This is a genomic window from Streptomyces sp. NPDC093225, assembly GCF_044753805.1.
Taxonomy (GTDB): Bacteria; Actinomycetota; Actinomycetes; order Streptomycetales; family Streptomycetaceae; genus Streptomyces.
This window is the reverse complement of record NZ_JBIVNX010000074.1, coordinates 1-22,492: the sequence shown is the minus strand read 5'-3', so window position 1 is coordinate 22,492 and position 22,492 is coordinate 1. Positions and strand designations below refer to the sequence as shown.

The window sequence follows — 22,492 nt, the reverse complement described above, 5'->3', positions numbered from 1 at the left end:
CCGGGCGCGGTCACCCCGGACAATGGGCGGGTGCGGATGCGGATGGAAGCGATCACCTGGCAGCGGATGGCCGAGGCCCTGGCCGACCACCTCGACGGACTCCCGCGGACCCGGGACGGCGGCGCCTGGCCCCGGCTGGCCGTGGACGGCGCCCCCGCCGCCGACACCGGCGCGCTGGCCGCCCGTACCGCCGAAGCGCTGCGCGCCCGCGGCCGCACGGTGCTGGTCGTCCCCGCGGACGGGTTCCTGCGCCCGGCCTCGCTGCGCTACGAGTTCGGTCGCCGGGACGTCGACTCGTACCTCACCGGCTGGTACGACACCGCCGCGCTGTGGCGCGAGGTCTTCGGGCCGCTGGAGCCGGGCGGCACGGGCCGGGTGCTGCCCGACCTGTGGGACCCGGTGACCGACCGCGCCACCCGCAGCCCGTACGTCGAACTCCCGCCGGGCGGGGTCGTGGTCGTGCACGGGCCGCTGCTGCTGGGGCAGTGGTTCCCGTTCGACCTGAGCGTGCACGTGCGCCTGTCCCCGGGCGCGCTGGCGCGGCGCACCCCGGAGGCGGAGCGGTGGACGGTGCCCGCGTTCGCGCGGTACGAGTCCGAAACGGATCCGGGGGCGGCCGCGGACGTGCTGGTACGGGCCGACGACCCGCGCCATCCGGCGTGGGGCGGGATCCGGGCGGAGTCGTAGCGCGAACCCGGCCCGGTCGTCGCGGAGCAGGAGCGGGGCCGACCCCGACGGGCCGCCGCGGGAGCGGGGGAGCCCCGCCCGGGTACCCGTACGGGGCGGGCGCCGAGCCGCCGGCCCCTCACCCCGGCCGGCCGCCGAAGCGCCCCACCGCCGCCGCGCCCGCGCGGCACCCCGCCGCCGCGGCCGCGAGCGGGTCCGCGCCCGACAGGCGGGCGGCCAGGAAGGCGCCCGTGAAGGCGTCCCCCGCCCCCGTCGAGTCCACCGCCCGGGCGGGCCGCCCCGGCACCCGGGCCGTCACCTCGCCGCCCTCCGCGACCAGCGCCCCGGCCGCACCCAGGGTCACCACCACCAGCGGCACGCGGCGGCTCAGCTCCGCCGCCGCCCGGCCCTCGTCGGCACCGGGCCCGAAGCCGGCCAGCAGCCGGGCCTCGTCGGCGTTCGGCAGCAGCACCCGGGTCCCCGAGACCGCATCGAGGAAACGTTCCGCCCCGAGTCCGGCGAGGAACCCCGCCGACGCCGGGTCCACGCTCACCGGCACCCCCCGCTCGCGCGCCGAACGCAGCGCCAGCCGCGCCAGCTCCCGGCTCGTCCCGCCGAAGAACAGGTAGCCCGACAGGTGCAGGTGCGCGCACCCGTCCAGCAGCTCCGGCGCCCAGTCCGCGGGGGAGAGCCGCAGCGCGGCCCCGCTGTCGGTCAGGAACGTCCGCTCGGCCGCCCCGTCCACCAGGGACACCACGGTCGCCGTCGGCTCCGCCGGGTCCACCACCAGCCGGGCCCGCACGCCGGCGGCGACCAGCACCCGCTCGTGCCAGTCCGCCGACTCGGCGCCCACCCGGGCCAGCAGCCCCACCTCCGCGAGCCCCTCGTGCGCCGCCCAGCAGGCCGCGTTGGCCCCCGCGCCGCCGGGCAGAGTACGGATCCGGGCCGCGGTGTCGGTCGCCGGAGCCAGCGGCTCCGGATGGACCGCCACCACGTCCGTCACCACGTCGCCGACGACCAGCAGGGCACCGCTCACCGCGTCGCGGCCCACGCCGCCGAGACCCGCGCGGCCAGCCGCACGTTCCCGCGCACCGCCGCCAGGTTCGCCTCCAGCGACGCGCCGCCGGTGGCCCGGACCAGCCGGTCGAGGAGGAAGGGGGTCACCGCCTGGCCCGTGACGCCCTCCGCCCGGCCCAGCTCCAGCGCCTCGGCCAGCACCCGGTCGTGCAGCTCCGGGTCCAACTGCTCGGCCTCGGGTACCGGATTGGCCACCAGCAGCGCCGACTCGGGCCCGCCGAGCGCCTCCTGGGCCGCCATGACCGCCGCCACCTCGCGCGGGCTGTGCACCGTCCAGTCCACCGGCTCGCCCGAACTGCTCAGGTAGAAACCCGGGAAGCGGTCCGTGCCGTACCCGACGACCGCCACGCCCAGCGTCTCCAGCCGTTGCAGTGTCGCCGGCACGTCGAGGATCGACTTCACCCCCGCGCACACCACCGTGATGCGGGTCCGGGCCAGCAGTGCCAGGTCGGCCGACTCGTCCTGGGTGAGCGTCCAGTCCCGGTGCACGCCGCCCAGACCGCCCGTGGCGAACACGCGCAGCCCCGCCCGAGCGGCCAGGAACGCCGTCGCCGACACCGTCGTCGCGCCCGTCGCCCCTGCCGCGAGCGCGGGGGCCAGGTCCCGGTGGCCCAGCTTGCGGACGGCGGTGTCCCCCGCGATCCGCTCCAACTGCGCCTTGTCCAGCCCCACGTACGGCACCCCGTCGAGCACCGCGATGGTGGCCGGAACGCCACCCTCGGCGCAGACCAGGGCCTCCAGTTCCTCACCGACCCGGAGGTTGCGGGGCCGGGGCAGGCCGTGCGCGATGATCGTGGACTCCAGGGCGACGACGGGCAGCCGCCGGTCGAGCGCTTCGCGGACTTCCTCCGACAGGACCGGGATCGCTGTGTGCTGTGGCATGTCCCCATCCATGGCACGCGATCACCGCCGCCAAACGCGCTGCCTCCGGGCGCGGCCGGTTCTCGCCCTTGCGGGCCCTGCGGACACAGTGACGTGCGCGGCGGCCGGAAGGTGGACGCAATGGTCACCCTGGCGGCGGGTCCGTGCGGGCTAGGGTGACGCGCATGAGCACCAGTGATCACGCCCACGCCTCGTTCGCCGTCTCCGTGCCCGACGCCGAGCTGGAGCCCGAGCCCCTCGACCCCGAGCAGATCGTCTCCGGCGACCCGGTCGTGACGGGCAAGGTCCTGTGGGAGTCGGCCGACGGCACGCAGGTGCGGGGCATCTGGCAGATCACGCCGGGCGTGGTCACGGACACCGAGGCCGACGAACTGTTCGTGGTCCTCAGCGGGCGGGCGACGGTCGAGGTCGAGGGCGGCGAGACGCTCGAGGTCGGGCCGGGTTCGGCGGCGGTGCTGCGGGCCGGTGACCGGACGCTGTGGACGGTCCACGAGACGCTCCGCAAGGCGTACCACATCAACCTCTGAAACCTCTGAAACCTGTGACGGCCGCGGTCGACCTCTGAAGGCCGCGCCCGTCGGGCGACCCCGGCCCGGCCGGTGTCGCCCCGACCGCTGGGGCGCGTCCGCGTCAGGCGCCCGCAGCGGTCCCGCGGCGGGAGCTCGCGAGGGCCAGGCCCGCCATCGGCAGGAGCAGCGCCGCGCCGATGGCGGTGAGCCAGCCGTAGCCGGCCACCGAGACGATCACGCCCGCCGCCACGCCGCCGAGGCCCGCGCACGCGCTCGACGTGAGGTCCGAGAGCCCCTGGACCGCCGCCCGGGCCGCCTGCGGCACCGAGTCGGTCAGGAGCGCCGATCCGGACACCAGCGCCGCCGACCAGCCCAGGCCCAGGAGGAACAGGCCGGCGGCGGTCTGGGCGTGGTGCGCGCCGGCGGTGCCGGCGAGCAGCGCGGCGAGGGCGATGAGGCCCGCCGCCAGCCCGATCACCGACAGGCGTCCGATCCGGTCCGCGAGCCAGCCCCAGACGGGAGAGAACGCGTACATCCCCGCGATGTGCCCGCTGATCACCAGGCCCACCATTTCGAGGTCGGCCCCGTGGTGCCCGAGGTCCACCGGCGTCATCACCATGATCGACACCATCGCGGTGTGCGACACGGCGATGGTGACCAGCGCCAGCCGCGCCCTGGGGGAGGCGGCCACCGCCCGGAACCCGGCCCGCAGCGAGCGCTCGTCGGCCTGCTGCCCGGCCGACCCGGCCAGGGCGCGGGCCGTCAGCAGCGGGTCCGGCCGCAGCAGCACGGCCATCAGGACCGCCGCCACCAGGAAGATCGCGGAGGCCCACAGGAACGGACCCGCCTTCTCGGGTATGGAGGTGCCGGCGAAGCTGCGGCTCGCCGGAGCCGACAGGTTGGGCCCCAGGACCGCCCCGATGGTCGTGGCCCACACCACCGTCGAGATCGCGCGGGCCCGCCGGTCCGGCTCCGCCAGGTCGGCCGCCGCGAAGCGCGCCTGGAGGTTGGCCGAGGAGGCCGCGCCGAAACCGGCCATGCCCAGCAGCATCAGCGGGAAGCTGCCGATCGCGGCGGCGAGGACCACCAGCGCCCCGCCCACCGCGCCGATGAAGTACGCCAGGACCAGGCCCGGCCGGCGCCCGCGGGCCGTCATGAGGGCGGCGAGCGGGAGGGACAGCAGGGCGGTACCCGCGACCGACGCCGTCGGCGCCAGGCCGGACATGGCCTCGCTGCCGCTCACCTCGGTGGCCAGGACCGGTGCGAGCGTGATCCCGATGGGTACGCCGAGGCCGCCGAGGATCTGGCTCGTGATGAGCACGGCGGAGGTGCGGCGGCGCAGCGCGGGCAGGGCCTCGGGAGAGACTGCCGGGGCGGGCGCGGCGGGCGTGGTACAGGCGGGGTCGGTGGTCACCGCCGCAGTTTCCCACCCCGTACGCACAGCTGGAAACAGGAAATACGACCGGAGCGGTCGCGCACCCGCCGGACCCCGCGCCAGGCTGTCGGTGGGGCGCCGTACGGTGGAACGGTGACCATCGAAGACCCCGGCCCGTCCCGCCCTGAGGACGACCGCCACCTGGAGTGGACCCTCGTCGACAGCGCCGTCGGCCCGCTGTTCCTCGCCGCCACACGGACGGGACTCGTCCGCGTGGAGTTCCACGCCACGGAGCGCCGGATACGCCCGCTCGCCGAGCAGCTGGGAGCCGAGCCGGTGCGGCCGCCGGCCGGCCGCGAGGTGCTGCTCGCCGAGCCGGTCCGGCAGCTGGCCGCGTACTTCGCCGGGCACCTGCGGCGTTTCGACCTGCCGCTGGACTGGCGGCTGAGCGCGGGCTTCAACCGGGTCGTGCTGCGGGAGCTGGAGCGCTCGGTGCCGTACGGGTCGGTGGTCGGGTACGGGGAGCTGGCCGCCCGCGTCGGGCAGCCGGGCGGGGCCCAGGCGGTCGGCGCGGCGATGGGCTCCAACCCGCTGCCGGTGGTGGTGCCCTGCCACCGCGTCGTGGAGAGCGACGGCGGGATCGGCGGGTTCGGCGGCGGGCTGGAGGCCAAGCGGACGCTGCTCGCGCTGGAGGGCGTCCTTCCGCAGCCCCTCTTCTGACCGGCCCCGCGGCCGCGGGGCCGGTCAGTACCCGGCCACCGCGTCCCGGACCAGGTCGGGCCGGTTGGAGATCAGCCCGTCGACGCCCATGTCACGGACCTTCCGGGCGGCGGCCGCGGTGTCCACGGTCCAGGCGTCGACCTCCAGCGGGCGGCCGTGCGGGCCCTGGAGGTCGTGCACCGCGGCCACCCACTCGGCCGTGATGCCCCCGTACCAGGGGTTGATCCGGTCGGTGAAGGCGGCGTACCGGCCGAGGTCCGCGACGGCCGGCGTGCCCAGCAGGGCGGTGGTCAGGTCCGGCCGCAGGGCGTGGACGGTCCGGACGGAGTCGGCGCTGAAGCTCTGCACCACCAGCCGGCGGTCCACGTAGCCCGGGCGCAGCCAGCCGGCCCGGCCCAGCGTCCGCAGGACGTCGACCTCGATGCCCGGGTAGAGCTCGGGCAGCTTGATCTCCAGCAGGAGCCGCTGGCCGTTGACCCGCAGCCGGTCCAGGAACTGGCGCAGGGTCGGCACCTGCGTGCCCGCGTAGGCGGGGGAGTACCAGCTGCCCGCGTCCAGCCCGGCGATCTCGGCGGCGGTGAAGTCCTTCACCCGCCAGGGTGAGCGGTCCGGGAACACCTCCTTGACGTTGGTGGTGCGTGCCAGCGTCTCGTCGTGCATGACCACGAGCTCGCCGTCCTTGGTGCGCTGGACGTCGTTCTCCACCCATTCGACGCCCAGCGCCGCGGCCCGGTCGACGGCGGCCAGGGTGTTCTCCGGCGCGTACGCCGAGGCCCCCCGGTGGGCGAACACGACGGGGGCGTCGAGGACGTACGGCGCGGGTGCGGGGGACTCGGCGACGGAGGCGGTGCCGCCGGTCAGGACGAGGACGAGGCCGAGGAGGGGGGCCGCGGCCGCCCTCAGGGGTCGTACGTGCATGTGCGGGCTCCTCGCGCCGGGGTACGGCGGTTCGCGGGGCAGGAGGTCGGCGAGCGGAGTATGACAGGCCGTCAGCGAACGCCGGGCGGGGCGCGGGCGGACACGCGGAGAACGAAGCGAATCGAATGGGTCCGGATCGCCCACGGGGCGTCGGGTGGCGGGAACCGCGTGCGGAGATTCTCGCGGGAAGCGGTGGCCGCGCCGCGGCGGCGGCCCTATTTTTGCCCTCGACCGGCCCCCCGCCCGGGTGCGTCGGAGCCGGTCGCGGGCATCGGGCGCGGTGTCGTGCCGGGTCGGGCGGAGAGGCGGGCGGGCATGGGCGGTGCGGGGGCGGTGGCCGGCACGGTGGGAACGGTCGACGGGTTCAGCTATGGCCTGATCACGCCCCTAGCGGCGTTCCTGATGGCGTGTCTGGGCGGGGCGCTGGGGCTGCGGTGCACCACCCGGTCCCTCCTCGTCGAGCGCTCGTGGCGGCCCGGTTGGCTGGCCCTGGGGGCCACCGCCATCGCTTCCGGCATCTGGACGATGCACTTCATCGCGATGATGGGCTTCACCGTCGCGGAGTCGCCACTGAACTACGACAAACGGACCACGTTCGCGAGCCTGGGCGTCGCGATCGTCATGGTCGGCATCGGGATCTTCATCGTGGGCTACCGCGGGACCACCCTGATGCCCCTGCTCACCGGCGGCACCATCACCGGCCTCGGCGTCGCCTCCATGCACTACCTGGGCATGGCCGGGATGCGGCTGCGCGGCCACCTCGAGTACGACACGTGGATCGTGGCGCTGTCGGTCGTGGTCGCGGTGGTCGCCGCCACCGCCGCCCTGTGGGCCGCCGTGACCATCCGCGGCCTGCTGCCCGCCGTCGGCGCCAGCCTGGTCATGGGCCTGGCGGTCAGCGGCATGCACTACACGGCCATGGGCGCCGTGCGGGTGCGGCTGCACGGCGGGTACGCGCACCTGGCCGGGACCGCCCCCGCCGGGCTGCTGGCCCCCATGCTCATCGGGCCGGTGGTCTTCCTGGTGATCGCCGGAGTGGTGGTGATGTTCGACCCGCTGCTGGTCATGGGTGTGGTCGACTGGCGCAAGCCCGGGGACCCGCCCGCCCCGGCGCCGCCCCGCCGGCCGGTCTATCCGGTGTGGCCGCCCTACGACACGTGAGTGTCGGTGCGGGGTCGTACGGTGGTTCCATGCGGCCCGTATCGAAGATCGAACGCACGGTGGCGCCTTTCGAGGTCGTCAGTCCCTACCAGCCCAGCGGTGACCAGCCCGCGGCCATCGACGAGCTGGAGCGGCGCATCCGCGCGGGTGAGAAGGACGTCGTCCTGCTCGGTGCCACCGGTACCGGCAAGTCCGCCACCACCGCGTGGATGATCGAGCGGCTCCAGCGCCCGACCCTGGTCATGGCGCCGAACAAGACCCTCGCCGCCCAGCTGGCGAACGAGTTCCGCGAGCTCCTGCCGAACAACGCGGTCGAATACTTCGTCTCGTACTACGACTACTACCAGCCCGAGGCGTACGTCCCGCAGTCGGACACCTACATCGAGAAGGACTCCTCGATCAACGAGGAGGTGGAGCGGCTGCGCCACTCCGCCACCAACTCGCTGCTCACCCGCCGGGACGTGGTCGTGGTCGCCTCCGTCTCGTGCATCTACGGCCTCGGCACCCCGCAGGAGTACGTGGACCGCATGGTCCCGCTCGCGGTCGGCGACGAGATCGACCGCGACGAGCTGCTGCGCCGCTTCGTCGACATCCAGTACACGCGCAACGACCTCGCCTTCCAGCGGGGCACCTTCCGCGTCCGCGGCGACACCATCGAGATCTTCCCGGTGTACGAGGAACTCGCCGTCCGCATCGAGATGTTCGGCGACGAGATCGAGGCGCTGTCCACCCTGCACCCGCTCACCGGCGAGATCATCAGCGAGGACCGGTCGCTCTACGTCTTCCCCGCGAGCCACTACATCGCCGGCCCGGAGCGGATGCAGAACGCGATCCGCGGCATCGAGACCGAGCTCGCCGAGCGGCTGACGGAGCTGGAGAAGCAGGGCAAGCTGCTGGAGGCCCAGCGGCTGCGCATGCGCACCACCTACGACCTGGAGATGATGCAGCAGATCGGCTCCTGCTCCGGCATCGAGAACTACTCCCTCCACATGGACGGCCGCGAGCGCGGCTCCGCGCCGAACACGCTGATCGACTACTTCCCCGAGGACTTCCTCCTCGTCATCGACGAGTCGCACGTGACCGTCCCGCAGATCGGCGCCATGTACGAGGGCGACGCCTCGCGCAAGCGGACCCTGGTCGACCACGGCTTCCGGCTGCCCTCGGCCCTCGACAACCGCCCGCTGAAGTGGGAGGAGTTCCTGGAGCGGATCGGCCAGACCGTCTACCTGTCCGCCACCCCCGGGAAGTACGAGCTGTCCCGCGGCGACGGCTTCGTCGAGCAGATCATCCGCCCCACCGGCCTGATCGACCCGGAGGTCGTGGTCAAGCCGACCGAGGGCCAGATCGACGACCTGGTGCACGAGATCCGCAAGCGCACCGAGAAGGACGAGCGGGTCCTGGTCACCACCCTGACCAAGAAGATGGCCGAGGACCTCACCGACTACTTCCTCGAACTCGGCATCCAGGTCCGCTACCTGCACAGCGACGTCGACACCCTGCGCCGCGTGGAACTGCTGCGCGAGCTGCGCTCCGGCGAGTACGACGTCCTGGTCGGCATCAACCTGCTGCGCGAGGGCCTCGACCTGCCCGAGGTCTCCCTCGTGGCGATCCTCGACGCCGACAAGGAGGGCTTCCTGCGGTCCGGGACCTCCCTGATCCAGACCATCGGCCGCGCGGCGCGCAACGTGTCCGGCCAGGTCCACATGTACGCCGACAAGATGACGCCGGCGATGGAGAAGGCCATCGACGAGACCAACCGGCGCCGCGAGAAGCAGGTCGCGTACAACGAGGCCAACGGCATCGACCCGCAGCCGCTCCGCAAGAAGATCAACGACATCGTGGCGACCATCGCCCGCGAGGAGATCGACACCGAGGAGCTCCTCGGCAGCGGCTACCGGCAGGGCAAGGAGGGCAAGGGCGCCAAGACCCCGGTGCCGGCGCTCGGCGGGAAGGCGGCCGCGGGCGGCAAGGCGGCCAAGTCGGCCAAGGGGAAGAAGGGCGCGGCGGCCACCGAGGTGCTCACCGACCGCCCGGCCGCGCAACTGGCCGAACAGATCGAGGAGCTGACCGACCGGATGCGTGCGGCGGCGGCGGAGCTCCAGTTCGAGATCGCGGCGCGGCTGCGCGACGAGGTCGGCGAACTGAAGAAGGAGCTGCGGCAGATGCGCGAGGCGGGCCAGGCCTGATCCACCCGGACGCACCACACGGGTCCGCCCGCCGCCCGCGCGGCGGGCGGACCGTGTCTCAGGACTGATACGGAATGAGCCGCGCCCGGGCCGGATGTCACCGCTCGTGCGTAGGGTTGGGGAAGCCGTGCGCATGCGCGGACGCGATGTGTGGAGAGGGGACCGACCGTGACGGTCAATTTGTCCAAGGGCCAGGCCATCAGCCTGCAGAAGGCCGACGGCGGCACCCTGACCGCGGTGCGGATGGGGCTCGGGTGGCAGGCCGCCAAGCGGCGCGGACTGTTCGGCTCGCGCACGCGGGAGATCGACCTCGACGCGTCCGCCGTGCTCTTCGCCGAACAGCAGCCGGTGGACGTGGTGTTCTTCCGTCACCTCGTCAGCGACGACGGCTCCGTCCGGCACACCGGTGACAACCTCGTCGGCGGCGTCGGCCAGGGCGGGGACGACGAGGCCATCCTCGTGGACCTCCAGCGCGTGCCGGTGCACGTCGACCAGATCGTGTTCACCGTCAACTCCTTCACCGGTCAGACCTTCCAGGAGGTCGAGAACGCGTTCTGCCGCCTGGTCGACGAGACCAACGGCCAGGAGCTGGCCCGCTACACGCTCACCGGCGGCGGCGCGTACACCGCCCAGATCATGGCCAAGGTGCACCGCGCGGGCGGCGGCTGGCAGATGACGGCCGTGGGCGCGCCCACCAGCGGGCGGACGTTCCAGGACCTGATGCCGGAGATCGCCCGCCACCTGTAAGGGGTGCGCGGCGTTGCAGACACGGGCCGGCCACGGCCCGCACGACCGAACCCCCGCGGGCCGGTACGGGTCCTCCCGTACCGGCCCGCACGGGCAGGGAGCGACCCCGCGCATGCGGGAGCGAGAGGGAGGACGGCCATGACGGCCGAGCTGGTGCGGGGGCAGAACCACCCCCTGCCCGGGACCCGGGTGCAGGTCCGGATCACGGCGGCCGCCGCCGTACTGGCCGCCGCCGTCCTGGTGGACGAGGCCGGCCGGCTCGCCGGGCCCGGGGCCCTCGCCCACCCCGGCGGCCCCGAGACCGCCGGGATCTCCTTCCCCACCGGGAGCGGGGCGGGCGGGGACGGCGCCGACCTCCTGGTCGCCGTCGACCTCGGCGCGCTCCCCGCGACCGTGCACCGGGTGGGGGTGCTGCTGGCCCTGCGGCCCGGGGCGGGCCCCGTGCGCTTCGGCGGCCTCGTCGCACCGCGGGCCGCCGTGGGCGCGCCCGAGGAGCCCGCAGCGGCCGCCTACACGATCACCGGGCTGGACGCCGAGACGGCCGTCGTCGCCCTGGAGCTGTACCGGCGGCAGGACGCGTGGAAGGCGCGCGCCGTCGGCCAGGGGTACGTGGACGGCCTGGCGGCGCTGCTGGCCGACCACGGCCTCGCGCAGGCCGAGGCGGCCCCGCTGGCCGCCCGCCTCCACGAGGGTGCCGCGGCCGCCGCCCCGGGGTCCGGCGCCGCGCCGGCCGCCACCCTGCCCGCCGACAGTGCCGGCACGCCGTCCGCCACGGCCCCCACCCTCGCTTCCGCCGAGGGTCCGCAGACCGTCGGCCGGATCGACTACGCCCACCCGCGCCGCGCCTCCGTCACCCCGGCGGCCGGTACGCCGACGGGCCCGGGGGCGGGTCCCGGAACGGATCCGGCCCCGGCCACGGCGACCCGGCCCGCCCCGGCACCGGGGGCGCCCCCTCCGCAGGACGGGCCCGCCCGGCCCGTGGCGGGGGACGCCGTCGGCTGGACCATGGAGGAGCGGCTCTGGAACCAGGTCTGGGGCATGTTCGAGGACTTGGCCCGGGCCGTCGCCGCGTACCGCAGCGCCGTCGAGTTCGCCGACTCCCGCCGCGACCGCGAGCTCGACGAGGCCCTGTCCGACCCGCGCGCCCGCGTCGGCGGGACCGCCGACGCCGCCCGCGACGACGTCCTGGCCCGCCGCGAGGCGCTCGTCAGGCAGGCCCGTGAGGCGCTCGACCGCGACCTGGCGCAGCTGGCGGCCGAGTCCGAGGTGGTCGAGCCCGCCCTGCCGGCGGCCCTGGCGCGCTGGGACGGCCCGCAGTGGCGCGCGTACGAGCCGCCCGCCGAGCCCCCGGACGCCGTCCGCCTGGGCGACCTCCACCTGCCCGAGGCGCCCGCCCTGCGGATCCCGCTGCTGGCCCGGCTCCCCCTGGAGCGCGGGCTGTGGATCGACAACGGCCGCACCGGCTCCGAGGCCGCCATGGCCATGGACACCGACGACCTGCGCCGGCTCGCCCTGGACACCGCCGCGGCCCTGGCGCTGCGTCTGGTGGCCGCCCATCCGCGCGGCTCCTTCGGCGTGCACGCCATCGACCCGGCCGGCGCGGGCGCCGCCGCGCTCGCGCCGCTGGCCGGGCTGCTCGCCGAGCCGCCGGCCGCCGGCGCCGACGGGGTGACCGCGGTCCTCGCCGAGCTGACCCGGCGCGTGGACCTGCTGCAGATGGCCCGCCGCAGCGACGACTACGAGGTGCTGCCGCCCGGCCTCGACACGAGCCGCCGCCTGCTGATCGTCCACGACTTCCCGCACGGCTTCGACGACCGCGCCGTCACGCAGCTGCGGTACCTGGCGGACGAGGGCCCGGCGGTCGGCGTGCACCTGCTGCTGGTGGCCGACCGGGACGAGGCCGCCGCGTACGGGCCGCTCCTCGACCCGCTGTGGCGCTCGCTGCTGCGGCTGAGCCCGGTCCCCGACGACCACCTCAGCGACCCCTGGGTGGGGCACGCGTGGACGTACGAGCCGCTGCGGATCGCCCCCTGGGACGCCCAGGACGTACTCGCCCGGATCACGTCGGGGGGTTCCGCGCCCCGGCCGCGGTGAGCCCGTACGACCGCGCCGCCCGTCCTGCGCGGCGCCGACGTACGCCCGTCCGGCAGCCCCCTCCGCAGCCCCTGCGCTGACCCGTGGATGACCCGTCGATGACCCGGGAATGACCGTTCCTTGGTCTTCTCTTTACCTGAAGCGGGTTCGGCGGGTACCCTGGGCTTCGCGGAGGGGAGTACTCCTGCTGCGACGTTCCCGTCAATACGGACCACAGGTCCCGGGGCGTCGGCCCGGGGCGCATGCGGCGCACGCGGGTGGAAGAGACCTCCGGCAGCCATGACGCTGACCTTGTTGAGCCATCTGCCGGAGGCGTGAGCAATGGAAGTTTCGACGACCCTCTGGGTGCTGACCATCCTCGGTCTGTGCCTTCTGATCGCGGCCGATTTCCTCATCGGCCGCAAACCGCACGACGTGTCGGTCAAGGAAGCCGGCACATGGACCGTCGTCTGGATCGTGCTGGCCGTCCTCTTCGGCCTCGGCCTGCTGGTCTTCGGCAGCAGCCAGGCCTCCGGCGAGTTCTTCGCGGGCTTCATCACCGAGAAGTCGCTGAGCGTCGACAACCTCTTCGTCTTCGTCCTGATCATGGCGAAGTTCGCGGTGCCCTCGCACCTCCAGCAGCGCGTCCTGCTGGTCGGCGTCCTCATCGCACTGGTGCTCCGCGCGATCTTCATCGCCGCCGGCGCCGCGATCATCACCAGCTTCTCGTGGGTCTTCTACATCTTCGGCGCGTTCCTGATCTACACCGCCTGGAAGCTGATCCAGGAAGCCCGGTCCGATGACGAGGAGGAGGAGTTCGAGGAGAACCGCCTCCTGAAGAGCATCGAGAAGAAGTTCGGCGTCGCCGACCGCTACCACGGCACCAAGCTCTTCATCCGCACCAACGGCAAGCGCGTGCTGACCCCGCTGATGGTCGTGATGCTGGCCATCGGCACCACCGACGTGCTGTTCGCCCTCGACTCCATCCCGGCGATCTTCGGCCTCACGCAGGACCCGTACATCGTCTTCACTGCCAACGCCTTCGCCCTGATGGGCCTGCGCCAGCTGTACTTCCTCATCGGCGGCCTGCTCAAGAAGCTGGTCCACCTCAGCTACGGCCTGTCCGTCATCCTCGGCTTCATCGGCGTGAAGCTGGTGCTGCACGCCCTGCACGAGTCGGGCGTGCACGTCCCCGAGATCTCCGTCCCGTTCTCGCTGGCCGTCATCTGCGGCGTCCTGGTCGTCACCACGATCACCAGCCTGATCGCCTCCAAGAAGCAGGCGCAGGAGCAGGCGGCCGCCGGAGCGGCCGCCGACGACGCGGACAAGGAGAGCGTCGAGGCCTGAGCCCCGGGCCCGCGGGCCCGGGAGTCAGGGGACCTGCGCGGGGACCTACGCGGGGGCGGCCGCTTCGGCCGCCCCCGCGGTGCGTACCGCCACGGGACGGGTCTCCGGCAGCAGGGCCGAGCACGCGAGGCTGGCCAGGCAGATGGCCGTCAGGTACGCGGCCACGCCCCAGGGCGGCCCGTCGCCGTCCGCGATCGCCGTGGCCACCACCGGGGTGAGCGCCCCGCCCAGCACGCCTCCCAGGTTGTAGCCCACGGCCGCCCCGGTGCAGCGCACCCGAGGCTCGTACAACTCCGGCAGGTACGCCGCCACCACCGCGAACATGGTGGCCATCGAGAGCATCGCGCCGACGAACCCGGCGGTCATCAGCACGGGGTTCCCGGTACGCAGCAGCGCGACCAGCGGGAACATCCACAGCGCCGCACCCGCGCAGCCGGCCATGCACATGGACCGCCGTCCGAACCGGTCGCCGAGCACGGCCACGAACGGGGTCACCACCCCCTTCAGGGCCACCGCGGCCATCACGCAGGCCAGCATCGTCGTCCGGGACACACCCAGGTGCTCGGTGCCGTAGGCCAGGGACCAGGTGGTCACCGCGTAGAAGACCGCGTACGCCATGGCCAGCGCGCCGCCGGTCAGCAGCACCAGCCGCCAGTGCCCGCGGAACACCTCGGCCAGCGGTGCCTCCGCCCGCCCGCCGCCCTCGGCCAGCGCGCGGAACTCCGGCGTCTCCTCCAGCGTGGCCCGCAGCAGCAGCCCGGCGACGGCCAGCAGACCGGCGGCCCAGAACGGCACCCGCCAGCCCCAGGAGCGGAACTGCGCGTCGGTCAGACCCGCCGACAGCCCCAGCATCACGCCGTTGGCCAGCAGGAACCCGACGGCCGGGCCCACCTGCGGGAAGCTCGTCCACAGCCCGCGCCGCTCGGCGGGGGCGTGCTCGGCGGTCAGCAGCACGGCCCCGCCCCACTCGCCGCCCACGCCGAAGCCCTGCAGGAAGCGCAGCGCGAGCAGGAGCAGCGGGGCGGCCGCGCCGATGGCGGCGTACGTGGGCAGGAAGCCGATGGCGACCGTGGCGGCGCCGGTCAGCAGCAGGGAGCCGAAGAGCACGGGGCGGCGGCCGTAGCGGTCGCCGACGTGGCCGAAGACCACGGAGCCGAGGGGGCGGGCCACGAAGCCGACGCCGAAGGTGGCGAACGCGGCCACGGTCCCGGCGAGCGGGGAGAAGGCGGGGAAGAACAGCGGGCCCAGGACGAGGGCGGCCGCCGTGCCGTAGGCGAAGAAGTCGTAGAACTCGATCGCGGTGCCGGCCAGCGAGGCCAGTGCGAGCCGGAGCATGGGCGGTGCGTGGGGCGGGGACCCGGGAGGGGAGTGTTCGGTGCGCATGGGGTCCACGTACCGCCTGCGCGGCGGGCGGGGTGGCAGACCCGGCGGGACTCACCGGAAGGAGTGCGCGGCGGGGGCCGCGGTTGACGGCGCCCCGGGGTCGGGGCGCCGTCGTGGACCGGTGGTCGGGACGTCAGGCGGTCACCAACCGCGCTCGCGCCACTCCGCGAGGTGCGGGCGCTCGGCGCCCAGGGTGGTGTCGTTGCCGTGGCCCGGGTAGACCCAGGTCTCGTCCGGGAGCCGGCCGAAGAGCTTCGTCTCGACCCCGTCGAGCAGGCTCTTGAAGGCGGCCGCGTCGCCCCAGGTGTTGCCGACGCCGCCGGGGAAGAGGCAGTCGCCGGTGAACAGGTGCGGGGCCCCGTGCGGGTCGTCGTACACGAGGGCGATCGAGCCAGGAGTGTGGCCGACCAGGTGGACGGCCTTCAGCGAGACGCGTCCGACGGTGATCGTGTCGCCGTCCTCGACCAGCACCGCGGTGGGCACCGGGATGCCCTCGGCGTCGTACCGGCCCGCGTAGGTGCGGGCGCCGGTGGCGTCGACGACCTCGCGCAGCGCGCCCCAGTGGTCGCCGTGCTGGTGGGTGGTGACCACCGAGGCGATGCCGCCGTCGCCGATCAGGTTGAGGAGGGTCTGCGGTTCCGCGGCCGCGTCGATCAGCAGCTGCTCGTCGGTGGCCCGGCAGCGCAGGAGGTACGCGTTGTTGTTCATGCCGCCGACGGCGACCTTGGAAATCATCAGGTCCGTGAGTTCGTGCACGTCGGCCGGACCGCCGACCTTCACCGCTCCGCTGTAGGTCATGTCCGAATCCTAGAGCGGGGGGAGGGCGGGGAGCGCGCCGTCGGTCGCGGTCAGGGCCGCGCCCTTGTCACCGCGGCCGGCCAGCCAGGCCAGCAGCTCGGCGGCGGGGCCGCTGACGGCCACCGGGGCGCCCTCGGTGCCACCCGTGCGCCAGGTGCCGTCGCGGTCGGTGGCGGTCAGCGTCACCGGCGGGACGTCGGCGCGGCCGGACCAGCGGTCGGCCAGGAAGGCGATCTCGCGGTCGGTGAACTCGGCGGGCAGGTCCGCGAGCCCGTAGCCGATGTTCAGGTCCACGTGGTGCAGGTCGACCTCGACCCAGCGGCGGAAGGGCACGTTGGAGGCCAGGTCGGTGACCCCGTTGCGCAGCTCGACCGTCCGGGACCAGTCCTGGTCCGCGTCGGAGGCGGCCGTGAAGCGCGCGGCGGAATTCCCGAGGTCGGCGAGTTGTTCGTCCAAGGGCCGGGCGGAGTCGCGCTCGATGTCCGCGTCGCGGGCCTCGGCGCTCTCGTACATGGGTCGGCCCTCGAGAACGTTGACGAGGGCGTCCGCGTTGCGGGAGAGGTGGGCGAGGACGTGGCCGCGGGTCCAGCCCGGAAGGTGTGACTCCTCGGCGAGGACGGCGTCGTCCATTTTCGCGACGGCGGTCAGCAGTCGGTCCGTGGCCTCGCGCAGTGCGCGCAGGTCGTGCGCATGATCACTCATGGTCCGACCCTAGCCCTCGCCACACGTTCGGGTGAAGCGTCCGCCCGAGGGCCGGAAATCGAATGCACGTGCTATACGCTCGTGAGGAGAACCAGACCCCGCTTCGTGGCGCCCCCCATACCCTGGGACGGGGGCCCGTTCCCCCGCTCTCTCAAGAAAGGTGCGGACCGGCGTGACCGACCGTCTCATCGTTCGTGGCGCTCGCGAGCACAACCTGAAGAACGTCTCGCTCGACCTGCCCCGCGATTCGCTCATCGTCTTCACCGGGCTCTCCGGGTCGGGCAAGTCCTCGCTCGCGTTCGACACGATCTTCGCCGAGGGCCAGCGCCGGTACGTCGAGTCCCTGTCCTCGTACGCCCGCCAGTTCCTCGGCCAGATGGACAAGCCCGACGTCGACTTCATCGAGGGCCTCTCCCCGGCCGTCTCGATCGACCAGAAGTCGACCTCGCGCAACCCGCGCTCCACGGTCGGCACGATCACCGAGGTCTACGACTACCTCCGCCTGCTCTTCGCGCGCATCGGCAAGCCGCACTGCCCCGAGTGCCGCCGCCCGATCTCCCGGCAGTCGCCCCAGGCCATCGTCGACAAGGTGCTCGCGCTCCCCGAGGGCAGTCGCTTCCAGGTGCTCTCGCCGCTGGTGCGCGAGCGCAAGGGCGAGTTCGTCGACCTCTTCTCCGACCTCCAGACCAAGGGCTACAGCCGGGCGCGGGTGGACGGGCAGACGATCCAGCTCAGCGAGCCGCCGACGCTGAAGAAGCAGGAGAAGCACACCATCGAGGTGGTCGTCGACCGCCTCACCGTCAAGGACAGCGCCAAGCGCCGGCTCACCGACTCGGTCGAGACCGCCCTCGGCCTGTCCGGCGGCATGGTCATCCTCGACTTCGTCGACCTCCCCGAGGACGACCCCGAGCGCGAGCGGATGTACTCGGAGCACCTGTACTGCCCGTACGACGACCTGTCCTTCGAGGAGCTGGAGCCGCGCTCCTTCTCCTTCAACTCGCCCTTCGGCGCCTGCCCCGAGTGCACCGGCATCGGCACCCGCATGGAGGTCGACCCCGAGCTGATCATCCCGGACCCGGAGAAGTCCCTCGACGAGGGCGCCGTCTCGCCGTGGTCGCTGGGCCACACCCGGGACTACTTCGACCGCCTGATCGGCGCCCTCGCGGGCGAGCTGGGTTTCCGGACCGACATCCCCTGGGCCGGGCTGCCGCAGCGCGCCCGCAAGGCCCTGCTGTACGGGCACAAGACGCAGATCGAGGTCCGCTACCGCAACCGGTACGGCCGCGAGCGCGCGTACACCACCGCCTTCGAGGGCGCCGTGCCCTTCGTCAAGCGGCGGCACTCCGAGTCCGAGAGCGACGCCAGCCGCGAGCGCTTCGAGGGCTACATGCGCGAGGTGCCGTGCCCGACCTGCGAGGGCACCCGCCTCAAGCCGATCGTGCTCGCGGTGACCGTGATGGAGAAGTCCATCGCCGAGGTCTCCGCCATGTCGATCAGCGAGTGCGCCGAGTTCCTCGGCCGGATGCGCCTCGACGCCCGCGACAAGAAGATCGCCGAGCGGGTGCTCAAGGAGGTCAACGAGCGGCTGCGCTTCCTCGTCGACGTCGGCCTCGACTACCTCTCCCTCAACCGGGCCGCCGGCACCCTGTCCGGCGGCGAGGCCCAGCGCATCCGGCTCGCCACCCAGATCGGCTCGGGCCTGGTCGGCGTGCTGTACGTGCTCGACGAGCCGTCCATCGGCCTCCACCAGCGCGACAACCACCGGCTCATCGAGACCCTCGTGCGACTGCGCGACATGGGCAACACGCTCATCGTCGTCGAGCACGACGAGGACACCATCAAGGTCGCCGACTGGGTCGTCGACATCGGCCCCGGTGCGGGCGAGCACGGCGGCAAGGTCGTGCACAGCGGTTCCCTCAAGGACCTGCTGAAGAACGCCCAGTCCATGACCGGGCAGTACCTGTCCGGGAAGAAGTCGATCGCGGTCCCGGACGTCCGCCGCCCCGTCAACGGCGAGCGGAAGCTGACCGTGCACGGCGCCAAGGAGAACAACCTCCGAGACATCGACGTGGCCTTCCCGCTCGGCGTGTTCACCGCGGTCACGGGCGTGTCCGGCTCGGGCAAGTCGACGCTGGTCAACGACATCCTGTACACGCACCTGGCCCGGGAGCTCAACGGCGCCCGCGCGGTGCCCGGCCGGCACACCCGCGTGGACGGCGACGACCAGGTCGACAAGGTCGTGCACGTCGACCAGTCGCCCATCGGTCGCACGCCCCGGTCCAACCCGGCCACGTACACCGGCGTCTTCGACAACGTCCGCAAGCTCTTCGCGGAGACGATGGAGGCGAAGGTGCGCGGCTACCTGCCGGGCCGCTTCTCCTTCAACGTCAAGGGCGGCCGCTGCGAGAACTGCTCCGGCGACGGCACGATCAAGATCGAGATGAACTTCCTGCCGGACGTCTACGTCCCGTGCGAGGTCTGCCACGGCGCCCGGTACAACCGGGAGACCCTGGAGGTCCACTACAAGGGCAAGTCCATCGCCGAGGTGCTGGACATGCCGATCGAGGAGGCGCTGGACTTCTTCGAGGCCGTCCCGACGATCGCCCGCCACCTGCGCACGCTCACCGAGGTCGGCCTCGGGTACGTGCGCCTGGGCCAGTCCGCGCCGACGCTGTCGGGCGGTGAGGCGCAGCGCGTGAAGCTCGCCTCCGAGCTGCAGAAGCGCTCGACGGGCCGCACGGTGTACGTGCTGGACGAGCCGACCACCGGCCTGCACTTCGAGGACATCTCGAAGCTGATCAAGGTGCTCTCGGGTCTGGTCGACAAGGGCAACACCGTCATCGTCATCGAGCACAACCTCGACGTCATCAAGACCGCCGACTGGGTCATCGACATGGGTCCCGAGGGCGGTTACGGCGGCGGCATCGTGGTGGCCGAGGGCACGCCGGAGCAGGTCGCCTCGGTGGGAGCCAGCCACACCGGCAAGTTCCTGCGGGACATCCTGGGGGCGGACCGGGTCTCGGACGCCACCGTGCCGGCCGCGCGGACCGCGAAGAAGGCGGCGCCCCGCAAGACCGCCGCCAAGAAGACGGCGGCCCCGCGGGCGAAGAAGGCCTGAGCCGAAGCAGGCCCGAGCCGAAGCAGGCCCGAACCGGGTCGCCGGGGGCACCGCCCCCGGCGACCCGTGCGCCGTACCCGCTAGGCGAAGCGCCGGCTCGCGACGCGCGCCAGGAAGGGGACCACGGCCGCGGTGACCTCGGAGGGGCGGTCCAGCATCGGGTAGTGGCCCGCCGTGTCGATCAGCACCACCTCGCCCCGGGTCTGCTCGCCGATCCACTCCGCCTCCGTCAGCGGATCCGGCCCGAACAGGGCGTCCGTGCCCCCCATCACGACCTGCACCGGCACCGTCAGCCCCGGCAGCGCCGCGGCCGCCGCCTCCGCGCCCGCACCGATCATGGCCCGCAGCGCCGCCAGGCGCCCGGGCTCCTTCAGCGACGCGGTGAGCTCCTTCTTCCACTCGGGGAACTCGTCCGGCTTCTCCCCGGGGAACAGCCCGGCCCACTGCCGCGTCCACGACCGCACGAACCGGCCCGCACGCAGTCCGGCGCCCGCCCCCGGCCGTGCGAACGGAGCCACGAGCACCAGTCCGTCGAAGAGCTCCGCCTCCGCCGCAGCCGCGACCACCGCCGCGCCCGCCGCGTTGGAGTGCGCCACCACGAACGCCGGCCCCGCGTCGAGATGACGCACCAGCGCCCGCAGGTCACCCGCCAGCGCCGGCTGCCCGTACTCCCGCTCGCCCGCGCTCGATTCGCCCGTACCCCGCAGGTCGCACGTGACCACCCGGAACCCGGACTCGGCCAGGTCCGCCGCCAGGAACCGGTACGCGGTGCGGGTGTTGCCCAGACCCGGCACGCACACGACGAGCGGGCCCTCGGCGCCGTTGTCGTCGTAGGCGATCCGCCCGCCGTCGTACTCCACGTATTCCGTCAATGTCGCGGTCTCTTTTCACACTCGTGCCGTTGCGCGTTCATAGCCTCGCCGACGGGTGCCTGGTTCGTAAACCTCAGAATCTGTCGGGATATTGGCGGTGCGTCACAGTTCCGACGCATACGGCGGTTCGGCGCCGGCCCGGGTGCAGGTCAGGGCGGCCGCCCGGGCGGCGTACCCGAGCACCTCCGGCCAGTCCGGCTCGCCGACCGGCGAAAGCCGGTGCAGCAGCGCCGCGTTCACCGTGTCACCGGCACCGATCGTGTCCGCCACCGTCACCGGGGGAGCCGGGACCGAGTGCTCCGCCCCCGAGCGGGTGCGGACCGTCAGCCCCGCCGCACCCCGGGTCACGACCACCGCCCGCGGGCCCGCCGCCAGCCAGTCGTCCACCCGCCCGCCCAGCCACGCCGCGTCCTCCTCGGACACCTTGAGCAGGGACACGTACGGCAGCCAGCCCAGGAACCGCTCGCGGTAGGCGTCCGCGTCGGGGATCAGCCCCGGACGGACGTTGGGGTCGAGCAGCGTGAACACCCCGCGCCCGGCCTCCCGCCGCAGCAGCGCCTCGTACGCGCTCGCCCCCGGCTCCAGCGCCATCGAGCAGGTCCCCAGCGCCAGCGCCCGCACGCCCGGCGGCAGCACGGGCAGGGCGAAGAGGCGGTCGGCGGTGCCCTCGGTGTAGAAGCCGTAGGAGGCCGAACCGTCCGGGCCCAGCGCCGCCACCGCGAGCGAGGTGGGCTCCGGGCCCCGCTGCACCAGTGAGCAGTCCACCCCGGCCGTGCGCAGCCCGGCCAGCAGCGCCTCGCCGAAGCCGTCGGTGGAGATCCGCGAGCAGAAGGCGACCTCGGCGCCGAGGCGGCCGAGGGCGATCGCGGTGTTGTACGGGCCGCCGCCCGGGCGCGGCAGCAGCGCCCCGGGCGGCCCGGCCGCGGGCACGAGGTCGATCAGTGCTTCTCCGCCGACGACGATCATGGGGGGAGCGTAGGGCAGCCGGGGCGCCGGGCACAGGGGGCGGCGCGGGGACGGCCCGCGCGGCCCCCACGCCGGCCGGGGGCGGGCGCTGGCGGGTTCCCGCCGGGTGCTGCCCCGCACAGGGGCCGCACAGGCACCGCGGGTATCGTCGGCAGGGTTTTGCACCGCCGAGCTGCCCACGGAGAAGCCATGTCCGGCCAGAACGCCGCCCGTCGAACCGTCCTCAAGGGCGCCGCCGCGCTCGCCGGCACCGCCGGCGCCGCTGCCGCGCTGACCGCCTGCTCCGGCGGCGGGGACGGCGGCGCCTCGGCCGCCCTGAGCTCCCCGGTGGACCTGGGCGCGGCGGACGCCGTGCCGGTCGGCGGCGCGAAGCTGTACCGCGAGCAGAAGCTGATCGTCAGCTGCCCGGCGAAGGGTCAGTACAAGGCGTTCAGTGCGACCTGCACGCACGCCGGCTGCGTGCTCGACAAGGTCGAGGACGGCGAGGGCAGCTGCCCCTGCCACGGCAGCCGCTTCGACGCGGCCACCGGCAAGGTCGTCCAGGGCCCGGCCGCCGAGCCGCTGCCGGAGGTCCCGGTCAAGGCCGAGGGCGGCAAGCTCATCGCGGGCTGAGGCCCGCACCGCGGGCCTCGGATCCGGGGCCGGAGCCGTACGCCGGCCCCACCGGCCAGCCGACCCGCGGCCTCGCCAACCCACCGGCCCCCCGTCGGCCAGCCGACCCGCGGCCCCGCGAACCCGCCGTCCCACCGGCCAGCCGACCCGCGGCCCCGCCAACCCACCGGCCCCCTGCCGGCCGGCCGACCTGCGGCCCCGCGAACCCGCCGCCCCACGACCCCGCCGATCCGCCGCCCCCGCGCCCCGGGCCCGCGGCCCCGCCGCCCCGCCCCTCAACCCCGTGTGGTGTGTGGGGGAGGCGCTTGAGCCGGTATGGCAGGCTGGTCCGGAGGCAGGCCCGGGCCTGGGGTGGCCGTAGGCCAGGGCCGAAGGCCCCG

The 22,492-nt window shown here is 73.9% G+C and carries 19 protein-coding genes; 10 read left to right on the top strand and 9 right to left on the bottom strand.

The window, feature by feature from the left end; genetic code table 11:
* The first annotated feature begins 36 nt into the window (after window positions 1-36).
* Entirely contained in the window at window positions 37-687 is a 651-nt protein-coding gene (locus ACIQCH_RS35820; RefSeq protein WP_402588087.1) for a uridine kinase, read from the top strand.
* A gap of 118 nt (window positions 688-805) precedes the next feature.
* Here the strand turns inward: ACIQCH_RS35820 and ACIQCH_RS35815 are convergent, their stop codons facing one another.
* Together ACIQCH_RS35815 and ACIQCH_RS35810 are read right to left on the bottom strand one after the other, a co-directional pair.
* Window positions 806-1,717 carry a carbohydrate kinase family protein gene (locus ACIQCH_RS35815; RefSeq protein WP_402588073.1) on the bottom strand — a complete coding sequence of 304 codons (912 nt, stop codon included), beginning with the start codon at window positions 1,715-1,717 and terminating at the stop codon, window positions 806-808.
* The gene (locus ACIQCH_RS35810; protein ID WP_402588071.1) at window positions 1,699-2,625 is read right to left on the bottom strand and encodes a pseudouridine-5'-phosphate glycosidase; all 927 of its coding nucleotides are present in this window, start codon (window positions 2,623-2,625) and stop codon (window positions 1,699-1,701) included. Before ACIQCH_RS35810 ends, ACIQCH_RS35815 begins: the two co-directional genes overlap by 19 nt.
* A 164-nt stretch (window positions 2,626-2,789) precedes the next feature.
* On the opposite strand from ACIQCH_RS35810, the gene ACIQCH_RS35805 reads away from it, so the two are divergent.
* Window positions 2,790-3,152, top strand: coding sequence for a cupin domain-containing protein (locus ACIQCH_RS35805; RefSeq protein ID WP_402588069.1), 363 nt, complete (start codon window positions 2,790-2,792; stop codon window positions 3,150-3,152).
* A 103-nt stretch (window positions 3,153-3,255) separates the two neighbouring features.
* On the opposite strand, the gene ACIQCH_RS35800 is transcribed toward ACIQCH_RS35805, so the two are convergent.
* Complete coding sequence (locus ACIQCH_RS35800; RefSeq protein ID WP_402588067.1) at window positions 3,256-4,548, bottom strand: MFS transporter; 1,293 nt, start codon at window positions 4,546-4,548, stop codon at window positions 3,256-3,258.
* Window positions 4,549-4,662: 114 nt separating this feature from the next.
* Between ACIQCH_RS35800 and ACIQCH_RS35795 the strand changes: the two genes are divergently transcribed.
* Window positions 4,663-5,229, top strand: a complete 567-nt coding sequence (locus ACIQCH_RS35795) for a methylated-DNA--[protein]-cysteine S-methyltransferase (protein WP_402588065.1) — start codon at window positions 4,663-4,665, stop codon at window positions 5,227-5,229.
* 24 nt (window positions 5,230-5,253) lie between these two features.
* Here ACIQCH_RS35795 and ACIQCH_RS35790 read toward each other — a convergent pair whose 3' ends face one another.
* Window positions 5,254-6,147 carry a glycerophosphodiester phosphodiesterase gene (locus ACIQCH_RS35790; RefSeq protein ID WP_402588063.1) on the bottom strand — a complete coding sequence of 298 codons (894 nt, stop codon included), beginning with the start codon at window positions 6,145-6,147 and terminating at the stop codon, window positions 5,254-5,256.
* Window positions 6,148-6,462: 315 nt separating this feature from the next.
* Here ACIQCH_RS35790 and ACIQCH_RS35785 point away from each other — a divergent pair, with 315 nt between their 5' ends.
* From ACIQCH_RS35785 to ACIQCH_RS35765, 5 genes are all read left to right on the top strand, one after another.
* Window positions 6,463-7,308: an MHYT domain-containing protein gene (locus ACIQCH_RS35785; RefSeq protein WP_402588061.1), complete on the top strand. Its 846-nt coding sequence runs from the start codon at window positions 6,463-6,465 to the stop codon at window positions 7,306-7,308.
* Window positions 7,309-7,337: 29 nt separating this feature from the next.
* Entirely contained in the window at window positions 7,338-9,494 is a 2,157-nt protein-coding gene (uvrB, locus tag ACIQCH_RS35780; protein ID WP_402588059.1) for an excinuclease ABC subunit UvrB, read from the top strand.
* Between the two features lie 168 nt (window positions 9,495-9,662).
* Window positions 9,663-10,241 carry a TerD family protein gene (locus ACIQCH_RS35775; RefSeq protein ID WP_030197808.1) on the top strand — a complete coding sequence of 193 codons (579 nt, stop codon included), beginning with the start codon at window positions 9,663-9,665 and terminating at the stop codon, window positions 10,239-10,241.
* 138 nt (window positions 10,242-10,379) lie between these two features.
* On the top strand, window positions 10,380-12,335 hold the full coding sequence (locus ACIQCH_RS35770) for a TerD family protein (RefSeq protein ID WP_402588056.1): 1,956 nt from the start codon (window positions 10,380-10,382) through the stop codon (window positions 12,333-12,335).
* Between the two features lie 321 nt (window positions 12,336-12,656).
* Window positions 12,657-13,661 carry a TerC/Alx family metal homeostasis membrane protein gene (locus ACIQCH_RS35765; RefSeq protein ID WP_402588054.1) on the top strand — a complete coding sequence of 335 codons (1,005 nt, stop codon included), beginning with the start codon at window positions 12,657-12,659 and terminating at the stop codon, window positions 13,659-13,661.
* A 45-nt stretch (window positions 13,662-13,706) separates the two neighbouring features.
* Here the strand turns inward: ACIQCH_RS35765 and ACIQCH_RS35760 are convergent, their stop codons facing one another.
* The 3 genes from ACIQCH_RS35760 to ACIQCH_RS35750 form a co-directional block, all read right to left on the bottom strand.
* Complete coding sequence (locus tag ACIQCH_RS35760) at window positions 13,707-14,996, bottom strand: MFS transporter (RefSeq protein ID WP_402588052.1); 1,290 nt, start codon at window positions 14,994-14,996, stop codon at window positions 13,707-13,709.
* Window positions 14,997-15,185: 189 nt separating this feature from the next.
* Window positions 15,186-15,842: an MBL fold metallo-hydrolase gene (locus tag ACIQCH_RS35755; RefSeq protein WP_402588050.1), complete on the bottom strand. Its 657-nt coding sequence runs from the start codon at window positions 15,840-15,842 to the stop codon at window positions 15,186-15,188.
* A 9-nt stretch (window positions 15,843-15,851) separates the two neighbouring features.
* Window positions 15,852-16,544: a maleylpyruvate isomerase family mycothiol-dependent enzyme gene (locus tag ACIQCH_RS35750; protein WP_402588048.1), complete on the bottom strand. Its 693-nt coding sequence runs from the start codon at window positions 16,542-16,544 to the stop codon at window positions 15,852-15,854.
* A gap of 172 nt (window positions 16,545-16,716) precedes the next feature.
* On the opposite strand from ACIQCH_RS35750, the gene uvrA reads away from it, so the two are divergent.
* Complete coding sequence (gene uvrA / locus ACIQCH_RS35745) at window positions 16,717-19,662, top strand: excinuclease ABC subunit UvrA (RefSeq protein ID WP_402588046.1); 2,946 nt, start codon at window positions 16,717-16,719, stop codon at window positions 19,660-19,662.
* Between the two features lie 80 nt (window positions 19,663-19,742).
* On the opposite strand, the gene ACIQCH_RS35740 is transcribed toward uvrA, so the two are convergent.
* Window positions 19,743-20,534 carry an alpha/beta fold hydrolase gene (locus ACIQCH_RS35740; RefSeq protein WP_402588044.1) on the bottom strand — a complete coding sequence of 264 codons (792 nt, stop codon included), beginning with the start codon at window positions 20,532-20,534 and terminating at the stop codon, window positions 19,743-19,745.
* Between the two features lie 102 nt (window positions 20,535-20,636).
* Entirely contained in the window at window positions 20,637-21,500 is an 864-nt protein-coding gene (locus tag ACIQCH_RS35735) for a carbohydrate kinase (protein WP_402588042.1), read from the bottom strand.
* 189 nt (window positions 21,501-21,689) lie between these two features.
* On the opposite strand from ACIQCH_RS35735, the gene ACIQCH_RS35730 reads away from it, so the two are divergent.
* Window positions 21,690-22,112: a Rieske (2Fe-2S) protein gene (locus ACIQCH_RS35730; RefSeq protein WP_402588040.1), complete on the top strand. Its 423-nt coding sequence runs from the start codon at window positions 21,690-21,692 to the stop codon at window positions 22,110-22,112.
* The last annotated feature ends 380 nt before the right edge of the window (window positions 22,113-22,492 follow it).

Excerpts from the sequence above, each read along its gene's own strand:
- ACIQCH_RS35730 (WP_402588040.1), top strand. The coding sequence starts at position 21,690 with ATGTCCGGCCAGAACGCCGCCCGTCGAACCGTCCTCAAGGGCGCCGCC.
- ACIQCH_RS35805 (WP_402588069.1), top strand. The coding sequence starts at position 2,790 with ATGAGCACCAGTGATCACGCCCACGCCTCGTTCGCCGTCTCCGTGCCC.
- ACIQCH_RS35785 (WP_402588061.1), top strand. The coding sequence starts at position 6,463 with ATGGGCGGTGCGGGGGCGGTGGCCGGCACGGTGGGAACGGTCGACGGG.
- ACIQCH_RS35770 (WP_402588056.1), top strand. The coding sequence starts at position 10,380 with ATGACGGCCGAGCTGGTGCGGGGGCAGAACCACCCCCTGCCCGGGACC.
- ACIQCH_RS35765 (WP_402588054.1), top strand. The coding sequence starts at position 12,657 with ATGGAAGTTTCGACGACCCTCTGGGTGCTGACCATCCTCGGTCTGTGC.
- ACIQCH_RS35760 (WP_402588052.1), bottom strand. The coding sequence starts at position 14,996 with ATGCTCCGGCTCGCACTGGCCTCGCTGGCCGGCACCGCGATCGAGTTC.
- ACIQCH_RS35820 (WP_402588087.1), top strand. The coding sequence starts at position 37 with ATGCGGATGGAAGCGATCACCTGGCAGCGGATGGCCGAGGCCCTGGCC.
- uvrB (WP_402588059.1), top strand. The coding sequence starts at position 7,338 with ATGCGGCCCGTATCGAAGATCGAACGCACGGTGGCGCCTTTCGAGGTC.
- ACIQCH_RS35735 (WP_402588042.1), bottom strand. The coding sequence starts at position 21,500 with ATGATCGTCGTCGGCGGAGAAGCACTGATCGACCTCGTGCCCGCGGCC.
- ACIQCH_RS35755 (WP_402588050.1), bottom strand. The coding sequence starts at position 15,842 with ATGACCTACAGCGGAGCGGTGAAGGTCGGCGGTCCGGCCGACGTGCAC.
- ACIQCH_RS35750 (WP_402588048.1), bottom strand. The coding sequence starts at position 16,544 with ATGAGTGATCATGCGCACGACCTGCGCGCACTGCGCGAGGCCACGGAC.
- ACIQCH_RS35790 (WP_402588063.1), bottom strand. The coding sequence starts at position 6,147 with ATGCACGTACGACCCCTGAGGGCGGCCGCGGCCCCCCTCCTCGGCCTC.
- ACIQCH_RS35810 (WP_402588071.1), bottom strand. The coding sequence starts at position 2,625 with ATGCCACAGCACACAGCGATCCCGGTCCTGTCGGAGGAAGTCCGCGAA.